At 40.8% G+C, this 15,218-nt stretch carries 17 protein-coding genes; 2 read left to right on the top strand and 15 right to left on the bottom strand.

The features are described from left to right. Nucleotides 1-54 precede the first annotated feature (54 nt). The 12 genes from der to K2Q13_RS11870 form a co-directional block, all read right to left on the bottom strand. Nucleotides 55-1,449 (bottom strand): ribosome biogenesis GTPase Der, encoded by a 1,395-nt coding sequence (gene der / locus K2Q13_RS11925; RefSeq protein WP_292921365.1) that lies wholly within the window; start codon nucleotides 1,447-1,449, stop codon nucleotides 55-57. A gap of 86 nt (nucleotides 1,450-1,535) precedes the next feature. Beyond that, nucleotides 1,536-2,792 carry an outer membrane protein assembly factor BamB gene (bamB, locus tag K2Q13_RS11920; protein ID WP_292921363.1) on the bottom strand — a complete coding sequence of 419 codons (1,257 nt, stop codon included), beginning with the start codon at nucleotides 2,790-2,792 and terminating at the stop codon, nucleotides 1,536-1,538. Beyond that, complete coding sequence (locus K2Q13_RS11915; protein WP_292921362.1) at nucleotides 2,770-3,408, bottom strand: tetratricopeptide repeat protein; 639 nt, start codon at nucleotides 3,406-3,408, stop codon at nucleotides 2,770-2,772. Before K2Q13_RS11915 ends, bamB begins: the two co-directional genes overlap by 23 nt. A 30-nt stretch (nucleotides 3,409-3,438) precedes the next feature. Continuing rightward, on the bottom strand, nucleotides 3,439-4,713 hold the full coding sequence (hisS, locus tag K2Q13_RS11910) for a histidine--tRNA ligase (protein WP_292921361.1): 1,275 nt from the start codon (nucleotides 4,711-4,713) through the stop codon (nucleotides 3,439-3,441). Next, nucleotides 4,713-5,951, bottom strand: coding sequence for a flavodoxin-dependent (E)-4-hydroxy-3-methylbut-2-enyl-diphosphate synthase (gene ispG, locus K2Q13_RS11905; protein ID WP_292921360.1), 1,239 nt, complete (start codon nucleotides 5,949-5,951; stop codon nucleotides 4,713-4,715). Before ispG ends, hisS begins: the two co-directional genes overlap by 1 nt. Nucleotides 5,952-5,988: 37 nt before the next feature. Next, nucleotides 5,989-7,194 carry a RodZ domain-containing protein gene (locus K2Q13_RS11900; protein ID WP_292921359.1) on the bottom strand — a complete coding sequence of 402 codons (1,206 nt, stop codon included), beginning with the start codon at nucleotides 7,192-7,194 and terminating at the stop codon, nucleotides 5,989-5,991. Beyond that, nucleotides 7,191-7,976 (bottom strand): type IV pilus biogenesis/stability protein PilW, encoded by a 786-nt coding sequence (pilW, locus tag K2Q13_RS11895; protein WP_292921358.1) that lies wholly within the window; start codon nucleotides 7,974-7,976, stop codon nucleotides 7,191-7,193. Before pilW ends, K2Q13_RS11900 begins: the two co-directional genes overlap by 4 nt. Beyond that, entirely contained in the window at nucleotides 7,973-9,073 is a 1,101-nt protein-coding gene (gene rlmN, locus K2Q13_RS11890; protein WP_292921357.1) for a 23S rRNA (adenine(2503)-C(2))-methyltransferase RlmN, read from the bottom strand. Before rlmN ends, pilW begins: the two co-directional genes overlap by 4 nt. 20 nt (nucleotides 9,074-9,093) lie before the next feature. Beyond that, complete coding sequence (gene ndk, locus K2Q13_RS11885) at nucleotides 9,094-9,519, bottom strand: nucleoside-diphosphate kinase (protein WP_292921355.1); 426 nt, start codon at nucleotides 9,517-9,519, stop codon at nucleotides 9,094-9,096. Between the two features lie 136 nt (nucleotides 9,520-9,655). After that, on the bottom strand, nucleotides 9,656-10,078 hold the full coding sequence (locus K2Q13_RS11880) for a rhodanese-like domain-containing protein (protein ID WP_292921354.1): 423 nt from the start codon (nucleotides 10,076-10,078) through the stop codon (nucleotides 9,656-9,658). A gap of 52 nt (nucleotides 10,079-10,130) precedes the next feature. Beyond that, nucleotides 10,131-10,949, bottom strand: a complete 819-nt coding sequence (locus K2Q13_RS11875) for a DUF3025 domain-containing protein (RefSeq protein WP_292921353.1) — start codon at nucleotides 10,947-10,949, stop codon at nucleotides 10,131-10,133. Nucleotides 10,950-11,014: 65 nt separating this feature from the next. Continuing rightward, nucleotides 11,015-11,755 (bottom strand): EI24 domain-containing protein, encoded by a 741-nt coding sequence (locus K2Q13_RS11870; protein WP_292921351.1) that lies wholly within the window; start codon nucleotides 11,753-11,755, stop codon nucleotides 11,015-11,017. A gap of 257 nt (nucleotides 11,756-12,012) precedes the next feature. Here K2Q13_RS11870 and flgM point away from each other — a divergent pair, with 257 nt between their 5' ends. Together flgM and K2Q13_RS11860 are read left to right on the top strand one after the other, a co-directional pair. Continuing rightward, nucleotides 12,013-12,318 (top strand): flagellar biosynthesis anti-sigma factor FlgM, encoded by a 306-nt coding sequence (gene flgM / locus K2Q13_RS11865; RefSeq protein WP_292921350.1) that lies wholly within the window; start codon nucleotides 12,013-12,015, stop codon nucleotides 12,316-12,318. Next, the gene (locus K2Q13_RS11860) at nucleotides 12,318-12,773 is read left to right on the top strand and encodes a flagellar protein FlgN (RefSeq protein WP_292921349.1); all 456 of its coding nucleotides are present in this window, start codon (nucleotides 12,318-12,320) and stop codon (nucleotides 12,771-12,773) included. Before flgM ends, K2Q13_RS11860 begins: the two co-directional genes overlap by 1 nt. A gap of 64 nt (nucleotides 12,774-12,837) precedes the next feature. Here the strand turns inward: K2Q13_RS11860 and motD are convergent, their stop codons facing one another. The 3 genes from motD to K2Q13_RS11845 form a co-directional block, all read right to left on the bottom strand. After that, complete coding sequence (gene motD, locus K2Q13_RS11855) at nucleotides 12,838-13,650, bottom strand: flagellar motor protein MotD (protein ID WP_292921348.1); 813 nt, start codon at nucleotides 13,648-13,650, stop codon at nucleotides 12,838-12,840. 44 nt (nucleotides 13,651-13,694) lie between these two features. Beyond that, on the bottom strand, nucleotides 13,695-14,435 hold the full coding sequence (locus K2Q13_RS11850) for a flagellar motor protein (protein WP_365725901.1): 741 nt from the start codon (nucleotides 14,433-14,435) through the stop codon (nucleotides 13,695-13,697). A gap of 63 nt (nucleotides 14,436-14,498) precedes the next feature. After that, the gene (locus K2Q13_RS11845; RefSeq protein WP_292921346.1) at nucleotides 14,499-15,215 is read right to left on the bottom strand and encodes an RNA polymerase sigma factor FliA; all 717 of its coding nucleotides are present in this window, start codon (nucleotides 15,213-15,215) and stop codon (nucleotides 14,499-14,501) included. Between the last annotated feature and the right edge of the window lie 3 nt (nucleotides 15,216-15,218).

Here is a 15,218-nt window from a genome sequence, read left to right as displayed (position 1 = left end):
ACTTATTAATCACTTTCATTTTACAATAAACTATCAAGCACTCATCTTACTTACTCATCTATATTTTTTCCGGTTTCTCCGCCTCCGGCTATGTGCGCGTCTCGCCTCTACTTCTGTTGGCGGAGCAGGCTTTTTATCAGCGTAGGGATTATGACCAATCTTAAAATCAACCCGCAATGGAGTACTCCATAGCTTAAAAGTTTCGCGAAATGTATTCTCCAGATATCGCCGATAGCTTTCTGGCACATGATTCAGCATACTGCCATGCACAATAATCAACGGTGGATTAGATCCACCCTGATGCGCATACCGCATTTTGGGACGTGACATGCCTCCACGTGGCGGTGGGTGCTTTTCAACTGCAGCAATCAAAGCGCGCGTCAACTTTGGCGTCGACAAATCGGCCATAGCCGCCGTGTAAGCTATATCTATCGATGGCAACAAATTTCTTATTCCGGTGCCATGTAATGCAGAGATGTAATGCAATTGCGCAAAGCTCAGAAAAGCTAGTTTGCGATTTAAGTCGCTTTTAATAGTAGTGCGTTGGTATTCATCCAACCCATCCCATTTATTGACTGCGATAACCAATGCACGTCCCGTTTCCAGTATGAATCCAGCAATATGAGCATCTTGATCGGAAATCTCGCCTCTAGCATCTAATATCAGTACAGCAACATTGGCGTCTTCAATCGCTTGCAGTGTCTTAATCGCGGAGAATTTCTCTATAGTTTCATGCACCTGACCACGGCGTCGCAATCCAGCTGTATCAATCAGCGTATATTGTTTGTCTTTATGCGTAAAATCAATGTAAATACTATCTCGCGTCGTGCCAGGTTGATCAAAGGCGATCACCCGCTCTTCTCCTAACAATGTATTGATAAGTGTAGATTTTCCAACATTGGGACGACCAACGATGGCAATTTTTGGATGTTTGCTTGGGGATTCTTCTTCAATTTCTGGGAAATCCGCCAATGCTAAATCTGCCAACTCATGGATGTTATCGCCATGCATTGCCGATACCGCGCAGGGATCACCCAGACCTAACTCAAAAAATTCCGCCGTGACAACGGCTGTGGCCATACCTTCCGTTTTATTTACGACTAGAAGAATTTTCTGTCCAGATTTGCGCAGCTGCTCGGCAATAATTTTGTCATGTGCAGTTAGGCCCTGCCGACCATCGACAATAAACAATACTTTATCTGCCTCATCAACCGCCTGCATCGTCTGCTTTGCCATTGCATACAAAATGCCGTCTTTAATGACAGGCTCAAAACCGCCGGTATCCATGACCAAATAAGGCTTATCCCCTACTTTTCCGGCACCATAATGCCGGTCTCGCGTCAAACCCGGGATATCCGCAACAATAGCATCACGAGTACGAGTCAGCCGGTTAAACAAAGTAGATTTACCGACATTAGGGCGACCAACCAAAACAAGTGTGGGCTTCATGAATATTTGCAGCTTTCGTTCAGGCTAAGTGACATTAATAAAGATATCGCTGAATCATTAAGATTCTAGACGAATTTTGAAAACAACTAAAATTGCGTACTATAAGCGTACACGCCACCCTTCGCTGTTTGGACTGCAAACCCATCCGGCAATGGAGAGGCAGGGTTTTGAATTATACTACCATCGGTAGCTGAACGGGCGATTAAAACTCCATCATAGTTCCGCAGCAAATTAACATTTCCTTGGTCATCTCCAACAACTATATACTGTCCTTTGATAGCAGGTTTCGTTAATTTCTTACTACCAAGTCTGCTTTGCTTCCATACACTGGCTCCACTAAGCAAATCATATGCAGTAACAATGCCCTTATCTTCAGTTACATAAACATAATCGCTATCCATTACCAAGCCCGCGCTACTAGAAGATTCACGCGTCCATATTTGAGTGCCATCATTGATAGCAAAACACGCAACGCGCCCTTGATATGCAACCGCGCAAACCAGCCTGTCATTAACCACAGGTGCGCTGGTAATATCCGTCATGCGTTCGAGTTCTGTGACACCCCGTGGATGCGAAACGGCAGCTTCCCACCCAACATTGCCATTAAACAAGCTCATCGCCACCATTTTTCCACCAGGGAAACCCGCAAATACAGCACCATGCGCAAGTGTTATTCCTGCAGTACTTCGTACCGTTAATGGGGGAGTTGCACCTTGATAAATCCATTTCCGCTTTCCATCAATGGCATCCAGTCCAAATATCCGGCCATCAACAGTTCGCACAACCACAATATTGTTTTGTGCTTGTGGCGGACTTAAAATTTCACTGGTGACTGATGCTTGCCATAACATATGACCAGATTCGTTATAAGCAAGTATTTCACCTTTAAAAGTTCCAACCAGAATAAGCCCTTCCCCGATACCTACCCCGGCAGAAAACCTATGCTTAGTTTTGACTTGCCACAGCTGCTTACCAGTCGCTACTTCATATTTTGTAAGTTTCCCCGCCTCGTCGGCTGAATATACCGCATCATTTTCATAGACGACATAGAATGAAGCAATTTCATTTTCACTGACTTTATTTTTCCATTTTAATGGAATCCGATCAACTGATTTTAAAGCATCAAGCTCTTCCTTTTCATAAACGATGACTTCGTCTGTGACAAACATATCCGATAGTTGCGTGCTCATTGCTTCAACAATACGCATATTAAATGGATTCATCGAACTACCACAGCCTGACAACAACAAAACAAACACTATCCAAAAAGCAAATAATCGTCTGAGTTTGGTAAGACTCAATCCAACAATTGTTAAATGTTTATTCAGAATTGCCCAGCCCATCCAATTTCATTTGTACGATATTGTAGTAATTATTACTCTTATCAAGTTTATCTATAGCTGCTTGATAACTTAAACGCGCTTCAGAAATTTTCTGGGCAGCTACCTGGATATCCCCTTTACGATCCAAATACAATCCAGCGAAAGCTTCATCGTGCCCAGCATCCAGAAGCCTTAATGCTTCATCATACTTTCCTTCATCCAGAAAAATCCCTGAAATTCTCAATCGCGCCAAGTCACGCATCTCGACTTCCTTTGCATGGTCAAGAATCCATTGTAAGTTTTGTATCGCACGCTTATTATTACCTGCTTGAACATCTGCCTGTGCAGCAATCATTGCAGCGCGTGGTGCATAACCACTGGATGAATAACCTTGCGTGAGCAACTGGGCCGCATCATTAATTTTTTCCGCATCATTGCCTGAATGCACCTGCTTTAACAATGCGTATAAATCTGCCGCCTGCTGTGCTTGCTGCTGCTGATAATAATTCCAAGCCTTCATAGCCCCAGCGGTTGCTAACATCACTGTCAGAACAATAGTGATTGCAGTACCATACTTGCCCCACCAAGCTTTAAGACCATCAATTCTCTCCTGATCTTCATGATTATGAGTTGCCATGATATTTCCCTGGTTGATTCTGAGTTATTGTTAATACAAATTTTTCTTATTTATTATTTCAGTAATACTGTTTAGTTTTACACTTGCTTGTTCGATCAGTTCACGTAATGGTTTGATGGTCACTTCTTGCACCTTAAATTCATCATCCCCGATAATCAGCGCATAAACAGCACCAGATGAATCAGCCTTTTTCATCTGAGATTTAAAGCTGCCGTCACCACAATGCAAAATAACATTGAATCCCTCATCGCGAAGAAACTCTGCACATTTCCAGGCATAATCCATAACTTGGTCACTACCCTGATGAACAATATAAATATCAGGCACAGGCTGGTTAATTTTTTTCCCACACGCTTGTATCAGTAACAACAGCCGCTCTACTCCCATAGCAAAACCGCAGGCTGGAGTGGATTTCCCACCTACCTGTTCTACTAATCCATCATAACGCCCGCCCGCGCAAACAGTCCCTTGCGCACCTAATTTATCGGTCACCCATTCAAATACAGTGCGATTGTAATAATCTAATCCCCTCACCAAGCGCAAGTTAATTTCATAGTTAATACCTCGCTCACGTAATATTCTTTGCAAAGATTCAAAATGATTGCATGATTCAAGATCCAGATCATCAATCAATTTTGGTGCATTCTCAATAACTCTCTGCATTCTCGGGTTCTTGCTGTCAAGTATACGCAATGGATTGGTATGCAAACGTCTCAATGAGTCTTCATCCAAATCGTCTCGATGCTGCTCAAAGTACTTGAGTAATCGCGCACGATGTAATGCACGTGATTCAGTGTTTCCCAATGTGCTTATTTCCAGGCGCAAATCCGAGATTCCCAATAATTTCCATAAACGGGCACACATCACGATCAGCTCTGCATCAATATCAGGCCCTGCATAACCCAACGCTTCCACACCAACTTGATGAAATTGACGATAACGCCCTTTTTGCGGACGCTCATGCCGAAACATCGGGCCTGCATAATACAGTCTCTGTGGTCCAGCATACAAAATATTATGCTCAATAGCAGCACGCACGCACGATGCAGTTCCCTCCGGCCGCAGCGTCAAACTATCATTGTTGAGATTATCTATGAAAGTATACATCTCTTTTTCAACAATATCAGTCACTTCTCCAATCGAACGAATAAATAAATCAGTTTGCTCGACGATCGGGGTGCGGATATTCCGATATCCATACGCCGCAAGCCACTGCTGCACCGTTTGTTCAAAATATTCCCAGAGATAAGATTCGTTCGGAAGGATATCATTCATCCCGCGAATTGCTTTAACACCATTAGCCATCAGACGACTTTTCTCGGGTACTTCTCACTCACATATTGATCAACGATTGCACGGAATTCGTTGGCAATATTATCGCCTTTTAAGGTTACGGTTTTTTGCCCATCCACAAATACTGGCGCCACTGGAATTTCACCAGAACCCGGCAGACTAATACCGATATTAGCGTGCTTGCTTTCTCCTGGACCATTTACCACACAACCCATCACAGCCAGCGTCATATTTTCGACACCATCGTATTGCTTACGCCATACAATCATCTCATCACGCACATAAGCCTGGATACTTTCTGCTAATTCCTGAAAATAGGTGCTGGTTGTACGTCCACAACCTGGACAAGCAGCAACTAGCGGAACAAATGCGCGCAACCCCATGGTTTGCAAAATTTCCTGAGCGACAATCACCTCACGTGAACGGCTTCCCCCTGGCTCCGGGGTTAATGAAATCCGAATCGTGTCGCCAATGCCCTCCTGCAATAGAACCGCCAATGCTGCTGTAGACGCCACAATGCCTTTAGAGCCCATACCTGCCTCGGTCAACCCTAAATGTAATGCATAATCGCAACGCGCAGCCAAATCGCGATATACGCTAATCAAATCTTGCACACCACTTACTTTACATGACAATACAATCTTATTACGACTAAGCCCAATTTCTTCTGCCTTTGCCGCACTTTCCAATGCCGATGTAATTAATGCCTCCCGCATCACATATTTAGCATCCTGCGGATTGCTTGAAGCTGCATTTTCATCCATAATCCGCGCCAGCATTTCTGGATCAAGACTCCCCCAGTTTACTCCGATACGTACAGGCTTATCGTATTTACAAGCTGTTTCAATCAGTATAGTAAATTGCTCATCACGTTTCTTGCCATGACCAACATTTCCCGGGTTGATGCGAAATTTTGCCAAAGCTTTTGCACATTCTGGATAACTAGTCAGTAATTTATGACCATTGAAATGAAAATCACCAACCAAGGGCACATGGCACCCTATGCCATCCAGGCGCGCGCGAATTGCCGCCACCGCTTTTGCAGCTTCCATTGAATTGACAGTAATCCGAACCAACTCAGATCCAGCGCGTGCTAGCTGTGCAACTTGCTCTGTAGTAGCGACTTCATCAACCGTATCAGTATTTGTCATTGACTGCACTACGACCGGCGCACCACCACCCAACATTATAGAACCAACCTGGACACCCACACTGGATCGGCGATTTATCGAGAAACTATTTTCAGACATAATTAATTAAATTGAGATATAGAGATTGCAAGTACGCTTACTCAAGCGTAAAGCGCGCGGTTCCATCTTGCTTCTTATAGGAAGAAATATTAATTTCTTTGTTATTATAGGTGAGATTAACGCCCGATGCATTGCCTATAACTATCGATAATGGTCTCTTACCTACAACAATTTGCTCGCTACCACCTTTCATAAGTTGCTCAAACAAAGAAGCGCCCTTGGCGTCTACTACCTTCACCCATGAGTCTGATGTAAATTTAAAATACAAATTACCTGAATCATTAGGTTTTGCGTTCTGCAAGTCAGCAGATTGAGTAATAAGATTCTTTTCAGCTGGGATTAATTCAGTTTTCGCATCTTGTTCTACCGCCACACCTCTCGGATTATTGGTTTCTGATGTCATTGCTGGTAAGTTATCTGCAGCTGTCGACATTGGCAATTGGATCTCCATGGACGTGGTGCCTGATTCAGATCGCGCCGTACTAGTTGTCGAACTGGTATCAGAATCTTTGTTCCATCCACTATTCTCGAAAATAAAATATGTACCTAAAATAATAGCGACTAAAACAATAGCAATCACCAATGGGTTATTATTACCAGAACTTTCTCGACTTGAGGAAAACGATAATTGCTTATCTTTAAATGGAGTGCGCTCATAGGTTGATATTATTCGAGTTGACTCTGGAAGCAATTGCAATAATTGCATGGGATCCAGTTGCACAAGGTTGGCATAATTACGAATAAACCCACGCAAGAATGTTTTTCCAGGCAGTTTCTCAAAATCCTCGTTCTCGATTGCCTCAATCTGATGTATCGAGAGACGCAATTGCCGAGATACATCCTCAATACTCATATTTCTCATAACTCTTGCTCTGCGCAGCAAATGTCCAACACTTTGCACAATACCCATAGAATCAATATCATTTAATTCATTTTGGGTTTTTACATGCTCAAGGCTATACACAACACTATTCTGGTAACCACTTCCCTCGACATATTCACGATGATGTACATTTAAATTAGAGGCAATTGAATCAAGTTTGTTGCGCTGTTCTCCAATGACTGATTCGGCATCCTCCGTTTCTACCCTTTGCATATTTTCATGTGTAGTCTCATGAGATTTTAAATTGTCGTGTTCAGATGACTGATTCTCGGTTGTTATATTTAAATCAGGCGTGGTGGAGTCAATATTCTCAGCATATTGATTTACATTTTTATTCTTTTCGTCATTAGTATTTGTCATCTGATCTTTCCTCCTCGAATCGTCATGGCTTCTTTGGATTCAGGAAAATGCTTTTGCAGTTGAAAAATATAACTATCAACAGCCAATGGATTATCCAAGGCCCGCTCAATTTTTATTGCCAACAATAAACCTTCAGCTGTAGGTGCATAATTCTGCAGAAACTGAGAAAGTTTAGATTTTGCCTCCGTTAAATTTCCACGCTCAAAATCAATACCAATCAATCCGATGACTGCGGGTGAGTAATTGGGTTGAATCGATAGTGCATTTTGAAAAAACAATTGCGCTTCGGTGTATTTCTGACGTTTAGTTTCACAAATCCCCGCATTAGTGTATGACATTTCTGGCGTTGCATGGAGCGGATCTCTAGCAGCCACCATAAAGTGATTGATGGCGTCGTCCATACGGTTTGTAAAGCGTTGACATAAAAACCACCCATAATTATTATTAATTTCCGGGTTTTTTGGCGCCATTCGAATAGCTCGTTCAAAATTTTCCAGAGCTTTCCCGTTTTCATTCAAGCTCATATTTATAAGCCCTAGCACACTATATGCAGGCGCATAATTCGATTGTGCCTTTAATGCCTCATTAACCTCTTCAATTGCAACATCCAATTGTCCACGATAAAAATATTCAGCTGCCAACTCGGTATGAATTTTTGCACTTTGGAATGCGCGATCTGCCCTATCTTGAATTGGCATTCCGGTTTCTGCATTGTGCTGCACACAGCTACTTAGAATCATGATAAATAACAACAAAAAATATAATGTCAAATTTAATTTCACTGGGTCGCTTCTACTTTTAATCGAGCCGAACGATGCGTTTTATCTTTTACTTGACCAGCAAGCTGACCACAAGCAGCAGCTATATCATCACCTCGTGTTTTTCTGACAGTTGTTACAAGCTCCGCATGCATTAACACGTCACGAAACATTTTTACTGCCTCAGTCGATGAACGCTTATATCCAGAATCAGAAAAAGAATTGAACGGAATTAAATTAAACTTGCAAGGAACATCCTGTACTAATTTCACAAGTTCACGTGCATGCGACACACCATCATTAACACCATCAAGCATGACATACTCAAAAGTTATAAAGTCTCTGGGCGCAGCCGGCAAATAACGTTTACAAGCAGCCAATAGCTCTCTAATCGGATATTTTTTGTTGATTGGAACCAATTGATCACGCAACGCATCATTCGGAGCATGTAAAGAAACAGCCAGAGCAACCGGACAACGCTCACGCAATCGATCAATAGCGGGCACTAGCCCGGAAGTACTCACCGTTACGCGACGCCGAGAAAGTCCATAAGCATGATCATCCAACATTAAATCTAAAGCTGTTACGACATTCTCAAAATTCGCTAGCGGCTCACCCATACCCATCATGACAACATTAGTAACCGCCTTTCTTGTCTGCGGCTTTGTAGCATCACCGCATGTTCCAAGCATCTTATTTGCGATCCATAACTGCCCGACAATCTCCGCAACAGTTAAATTACGATTAAATCCTTGTTTCCCCGTAGAGCAAAAAGTGCAGGCCAATGCACATCCAACTTGGCTTGAAACACACAAAGTGCCACGGTTAGCTTCTGGAATAAAAACACTCTCTATGCCATTTCCTGCGCCAACTGATAGCAACCATTTATGCGTTCCATCGGCTGCTGCATAATCGGACATAATTGATGGCAACTCAATAATTGCTCGCGTCGCAAGCTTCTCTCGCAAATCTTTTGCCAGATCACTCATTAAATCAAAATCGACTATACCAAATTGGTGAATCCAGCGTAATAATTGCCTTGCACGAAAAGGCTTTTCACCAATCTCAGTGCAAAAATCAACTAAGCTTTTGCGATCATAATTTAGCAAATTAATCGACACGATTTAAATGTCCATTGCCTTTATTGAGAATAAATATTTAGTGTGGGGAAAAAACAGGCGATTTCAGCTGTTGCAGTTTCTGATGCGTCTGAGCCATGCACCGCATTGGCATCAATACTATCAGCAAAATCAGCACGAATAGTTCCTTTTTCTGCTTTTTTGGGGTCGGTTGCACCCATTAAATCGCGATTCTTCTTAATAGCATCCTCTCCTTCCAGCACTTGTACCATCACAGGTCCGGATATCATAAAATTAACCAAGTCGTTAAAAAACGGCCGCTCACGATGTACTGCGTAAAACTGCTCCGCATCAGATTGTGATAAATGTATCATACGCGCGGCAATAATTTTTAAACCGCTTGATTCAAAGCGGGAATAAATCTGGCCAATCACATTTTTTGCAACAGCATCCGGTTTAATAATTGATAAAGTTTTTTCAATTGCCATTTTTAATAAATACTCCATTAGTAAATTTAACATTGCATTTTAACAAAATATGTATCCAGTCCGCAAAAACACATAGCTTCTGTCTTAAATAAACAAACTATTTTGATAAGAATTTTTCATCTGTCGATAACAAAAACTATGGCCCTATCGCAAAAACTGGATAGCCCTTTGAACTCCAATCTTTAATGCCTTCACGGTAATAAAAAACACTAGCCCATCCCCACCCAATTGCTTTCTCTATCGCAATTGAACTACCCAGGCACGAAGTGCCATTACAATAAATGACAACAGATTGATCCTTTTTTACAATTGCACTCAATTTTTGCTCATCAAAATCACTTTTTACAGAAAGATGATACGCGCCAGGAATATGCCCCATCCTATAATCATTCAAGCCTCTGACATCAAGGAATAAATATCCCTTATCGAAAAATAACTTAGCAGTTTCTGTGCTAATGGTACGAGCACCTTCAACACTTTCCGGCGACAAATCATCAGCTTTAGATATATCGACAACGAGAAATGTTGCGATTAACAGCGCTGAAAAGACTTTATTCATTTTAATTTCTTAGTATAGGCTATTCAAAATAAAACTGTAATTCTCTTCGAATTTACCTAGATTTGCGACACTCACGAAAATATTTCTTATTTTCATAATACGATTCATGGCAATTATCTGCATCCCACTCTGGATAACCTAATAATGGGATTGGTGTTAAATCAGCACTGGATGATAATGCACAAAGCAAAAATTGCTCTAGCATTAAATCAGCAGAGTTGAGCTGGCTCAATAAATCTTGCAGAAAAAAATTTTTCTTCACCTCAAAAATAATTGCTTTACCAGTCATGCCTATATAAGGGTTTAATGCTTTCTCGTACATTCCATGGCCAAAAACAAAAAATCGCATTGATGATAATACGACAGTACGCTGCCGCCAAAACAATTCCTTCCACTCAAAGTCTTTTATCAATTGAGTCAATAACTCATCACTGCTAATGATAATGACTCCGGACTCATCGAAAAGTGTTGCCGCATCTCTTAACGCACACCTATTCACAGCTTCAACCGACAGATCAGATAATTGCGCTTGATAATGCAATTGATTGAGCGCAGATTTAGCACGTGGAAAGATCTTCCACACTAAGGCATTAAAAAAATCATGCCAATTATTGGCTCTAGTCTGAACTTGACCGGTCAAGTAAATTTTCAATTCATAATTTTGCTCATGGCGATGTTTTCCAACCACCTGAGGTACAAAGCAAATAGACTTACCTGATCGAGTATATATTCGTTGATTTGGTACAGAGCATAATTTATTAAGTTCATTATGTTCAGGCCAGTGCTGCAAATTTGAAATATCTTTTCTCAAATATAAAAACGGCTCGAACATAGGTGAAAGATTCATAAAACTTGAATCCCATTTGCGCATATTCACCACCGATTAAGAAGCTTGAATAAAGAAAGAAGTTTGCTTGAGTAGCTAAAGGCAAATTTTTATTGACTAATATTTTCTTTTGCCATTTCTTTCATACGCAAATATTTTAGATGCTCTAATCCAAAATGAATAAAAGCAAGTGCAGTAAAAATTGGAGCCAATAAATTAATAAAAGGTATAAACTGCACCAAACCCGTTAACAATCCCAACCCCCATAATGAATATCTGTTTTCTGAACAAATTCTATTAATTTCGTGCTTGGTAGCATGCTCCGCTAATGCATCATAGCGAAATAATTGTTGATTCATAAAGGCTGCGGCCACAAACGGAATAATAACTCCTACACCAAACGCCCACAATGGCAATGAAACAATCCAGATAAGTATAAAAATAACGCTGGCTATTATTGCATTAACTATACTGCCGCTTATAGAGCCTCCATACTCACGCTTCAAATCAGGATAGAAACGGCGTGCCACTAAATTGATTAGTGCTGGCAACACAAATACAGCTGTAATAACCAGTGTCGTAACAATTACCAGAGGAATAAACATCAAAAGATTAAATAAACCCAGAACTAGTGATGCAATCCAATCTGGTTCTAAATTGCGCAACCACTCACCAATACCGATTTCACCCAGAATTTGATAAATTATTTCAGAAAAATTATCCTGAAAAATGAATCCGACTACCAACCAAAACAGCACTGAAGCTATCAATGGCCACACAATAGTCCAGGCAATTCTTAAACGAAACAAATCACGAAACGCGCTTACAATGGCTTTAAATACTGTAGACATTTAATTACTAAAAAGGCAATATATATACTGATGATATTAACATGACAACGTGAATCCAACTGCATTGACACCAACAATGAGAAGCATATTTTCTATAAAATTTCTAAACCCCCTACCAACTATCGCCGTAATAACCTAACCGGGTTATCGCAAATTATTTACTTTAATACTCCAGAGCTTTAGCAAGCTCTTTAATTCTAAAGTTCTTAATAAAGATGTCGATAAGACATTCAATGAATCTGTTATGAGGTATAAAAATGAAAATAGATAAATCTTTACAGCCAGTATCAACTGTATCTGTTAATGATGGAAAAAGACGTGCAGATATCACGCCGAATCCGAATACAAGTCAAGAAAATAGTGTGCATTTGAGCCCAAATGCTGCGAAACTGCAAACAATTGATAGTAGTTCTACAAGTGGCTCGATTGTAAATACAGCACGTGTTCAAGAAATAAAACAAGCGATCAGCGAAGGAAACTTTCAAATTAATCCGGAAGCTGTTGCTGATCGGCTACTTGAAACAGCAAAAGAGTTGATTCAATCCAAAAAAGGCGCTGCGTAATGTTTTTGCAGCAAGATATTGCACACTTTATGAACGAATTGAAAGCTGAAAGTAATTCTCTACACGCTTTTATAGAAATCCTCAAAAAAGAAGAAAGCGCTCTTATTGCAGGAAAATTAGATGATATAGATTATCTTACTTCTGACAAAACAAAATTGATTCGAGAATTAATACAACGCGATGATCATCGTAATGTTTTTTTCCATAAAATTGGACTATCTTTAGATAGGAAGATTATAGACTCTTGGTTAAATGAATTAGCTGAACAGAATTCTGAAATAAAAGCTCTATGGAGAGAATTATTAAATCTTGCCAGAACAGCGCAGCAATTTACACATTCTAATGGATTGATTATTGCAAACCGACTGCAACACAATCAACAGTTTCTCGCTGCATTGCATAGTGCAGCAGGTAATACCGCACTCTATGGACCTAAAGGTCAAACATATATTTAAATAAATGCTCCACGCGCCCTGTGCCTATACCCGTGGCAAGCCACGGGGAATTGCAAGTTTAATTCTAATTTTCAGCGATTGGAATTTCGGTTGTGTTGTCGGGATCCGTCGATAAAATCATAACCGTGACGCGACGGTTTCTCTTTCTCCCTTCAAATGTCTCATTACTTTCTATTGGTCTATTTTCACCATAGCCTATCGCAGTAAGTCGATAAGATTCAACACCCTTATCGATAAATAACCTGATCACACTACTTGCACGTGCTGACGACAATTCCCAGTTTGATGGAAAACTCTCTGTATTTATTGGCAAATTATCTGTATGACCTTCAACATTAATTTCATGCTCGTGTCCCTTGATCACATTGGCAACCGCTTGAAGTGACAGAATCGAACTTTCGGCAAGCTTAGCTTGCCCTGGTGCAAAAAGAACGCTGGCATTAATTTCAACTGTAATCCCTAAAGAATTTTGAGTTACTCTTACTTGACCATCCTTAACTAATGGCTCCAGAGCATGGAGGATATTCTTAGCCATGCCTTTCATCTTCTCTTGCTTTTTTACTTTCTGAGTGTTGAAATTATCTGTCAGCCTGATCAGGTCACCTTGATTTGAGCGCTCATGTTGAAGAGGTGAAAATTCAATTATCGGTTGAGATTCGGGTAATTGTAGAGACTCAGAAGTAGTTGAGTTATTACTTTTAAACGCGCTAACCAATGAAGAGCTCAACACGCGATACTTACCTTCATTTACCGATGAAACAGCATACATTACTACGAAAAAAGCAAATAGTAATGTTATAAAATCCGAGTACGAAACAAGCCAACGCTCCTGATTTTCATACGACTCATCATCTATTTTCTTTCTTCTCTTTATCATTTAGCAACTTAATAGTTAAATCCGCCAATTAATACTTAATAAGACTAAATATAATATCCCTTCAATCGACTTTCTATCAGCCGAGGATTTTCACCGTTCGCGATTGCGACAAAGCCATCCACCATCATTTCCTGCATGACAACATGCTCATTAATAATATTTTTTAGTTTATTTGAAATTGGCAGGAAAATGAGATTAGCCAAACCAACACCGTAAATGGTTGCCACAAAAGCCACTGCAATGCCGTTACCTAACAGACTAGGATCCGATAAATTCTCCATCACATGAATCAAACCCAACACAGCACCCAAAATACCAATGGTGGGAGCATAACCACCAGCTGCTTCCCAAATTCGTGCAGATTGCCGTTGATGTGTCTCCAAAGCTAAGATATCAATTTCCAGGACTTCACGTAATTTTTCCGGAGTACTGCCATCAGCAAGCAATTGCAAACCTTTTTTTGAGAATGGATCTATCGTCGCGGGTATATACGATTCGAGTGCCAACAACCCTTCTTTGCGTGAAATATTAGACCAATTAACAACTTGCTTAATTAAGTTCGGTGGGGAATTTTCAGGTGGATAAAATACCCACCTAGCCATTTTGACGCCATTGACAAAAACTTTGACCGGGCTTTGTAACAATACAGCACCTACAGTCCCTCCCATAACAATCAAAAAAGCCGCCGTCTGCAATAAGGAACCGACATGCCCTCCCTCAAGAAATTGTCCACCGATAATTGCAACAAAAGCCAACACAATACCGGTAACACTATTCACATCCATCTTTGATTTCTTATTCATTCCAAAATCCAATTAGATCACTGGATAATCAGCATTTCTTGCACCTCAAAGATTTCTCAAACGGGCACGAAGCCTTGCAACAGCCTGAGTATGCAGCTGGCAAACTCTGGATTCACTGACCCCAAGAACTTCACCGATCTCTCTTAAATTCATCTCCTGTTCGTAGTGCATTCCCATCATCTGTTTTTCCCGAGGTGGTAAATTATCAATCGCAGCAATCAGCTGCTTGCGAAAATTCTCATCCAGCAGCGCATTTAAGGGATCTCCCTCAGAATCAATAAATAAACGATCCAAGAAAGGCTCTTCATCATCTTGCTGGAAATCTTCGTAATAAATTAATTGGGCGCCTCGAGCACTCTGCAGAGTTTCATGATATTCATCCAATGACATATCTAATTCTTTAGCTAAATCCAGTTCATTGGGCGCACAGCCATTGCGCTGCTCTAATAAATTCACAGCTGCTTCAATACGACGCATTTTCTTTCGTATACTACGCGGCAACCAATCCGCCTCGCGCAATTCATCCAAGATTGAACCTCGTATGCGCTGTGCCGCATAACTCTCAAATTGTCGTCCGTATGAGCCCTCGTATCGATTGATGGCATCCAGCAAACCCATCATACCAACTTGAATCAGATCATCAACCTGAACACTAGCGGGCAATCGGGTCATCATGTGGTATGCAATACGTTTCACCAGTGGTGTAAATTCAGTTATAAACTGATCTTTATCAATTGCTTTAGTTCCAGTCGCAGTATACATATC

Origin of the sequence: Nitrosomonas sp. (assembly GCF_019752095.1) — a bacterium.
Taxonomy (GTDB): Bacteria; Pseudomonadota; Gammaproteobacteria; order Burkholderiales; family Nitrosomonadaceae; genus Nitrosomonas.
This window is presented reverse-complemented; position numbering and strand designations above follow the sequence as displayed.

Excerpts from the sequence above, each read along its gene's own strand:
- der (WP_292921365.1), bottom strand. The coding sequence starts at position 1,449 with ATGAAGCCCACACTTGTTTTGGTTGGTCGCCCTAATGTCGGTAAATCT.
- bamB (WP_292921363.1), bottom strand. The coding sequence starts at position 2,792 with ATGGGCTGGGCAATTCTGAATAAACATTTAACAATTGTTGGATTGAGT.
- K2Q13_RS11915 (WP_292921362.1), bottom strand. The coding sequence starts at position 3,408 with ATGGCAACTCATAATCATGAAGATCAGGAGAGAATTGATGGTCTTAAA.
- hisS (WP_292921361.1), bottom strand. The coding sequence starts at position 4,713 with ATGGCTAATGGTGTTAAAGCAATTCGCGGGATGAATGATATCCTTCCG.
- ispG (WP_292921360.1), bottom strand. The coding sequence starts at position 5,951 with ATGTCTGAAAATAGTTTCTCGATAAATCGCCGATCCAGTGTGGGTGTC.
- K2Q13_RS11900 (WP_292921359.1), bottom strand. The coding sequence starts at position 7,194 with ATGACAAATACTAATGACGAAAAGAATAAAAATGTAAATCAATATGCT.
- ndk (WP_292921355.1), bottom strand. The coding sequence starts at position 9,519 with ATGGCAATTGAAAAAACTTTATCAATTATTAAACCGGATGCTGTTGCA.
- K2Q13_RS11880 (WP_292921354.1), bottom strand. The coding sequence starts at position 10,078 with ATGAATAAAGTCTTTTCAGCGCTGTTAATCGCAACATTTCTCGTTGTC.
- K2Q13_RS11875 (WP_292921353.1), bottom strand. The coding sequence starts at position 10,949 with ATGCGCAAATGGGATTCAAGTTTTATGAATCTTTCACCTATGTTCGAG.
- K2Q13_RS11870 (WP_292921351.1), bottom strand. The coding sequence starts at position 11,755 with ATGTCTACAGTATTTAAAGCCATTGTAAGCGCGTTTCGTGATTTGTTT.
- flgM (WP_292921350.1), top strand. The coding sequence starts at position 12,013 with ATGAAAATAGATAAATCTTTACAGCCAGTATCAACTGTATCTGTTAAT.
- K2Q13_RS11860 (WP_292921349.1), top strand. The coding sequence starts at position 12,318 with ATGTTTTTGCAGCAAGATATTGCACACTTTATGAACGAATTGAAAGCT.
- motD (WP_292921348.1), bottom strand. The coding sequence starts at position 13,650 with ATGATAAAGAGAAGAAAGAAAATAGATGATGAGTCGTATGAAAATCAG.
- K2Q13_RS11850 (WP_365725901.1), bottom strand. The coding sequence starts at position 14,435 with ATGGATGTGAATAGTGTTACCGGTATTGTGTTGGCTTTTGTTGCAATT.
- K2Q13_RS11845 (WP_292921346.1), bottom strand. The coding sequence starts at position 15,215 with ATGTATACTGCGACTGGAACTAAAGCAATTGATAAAGATCAGTTTATA.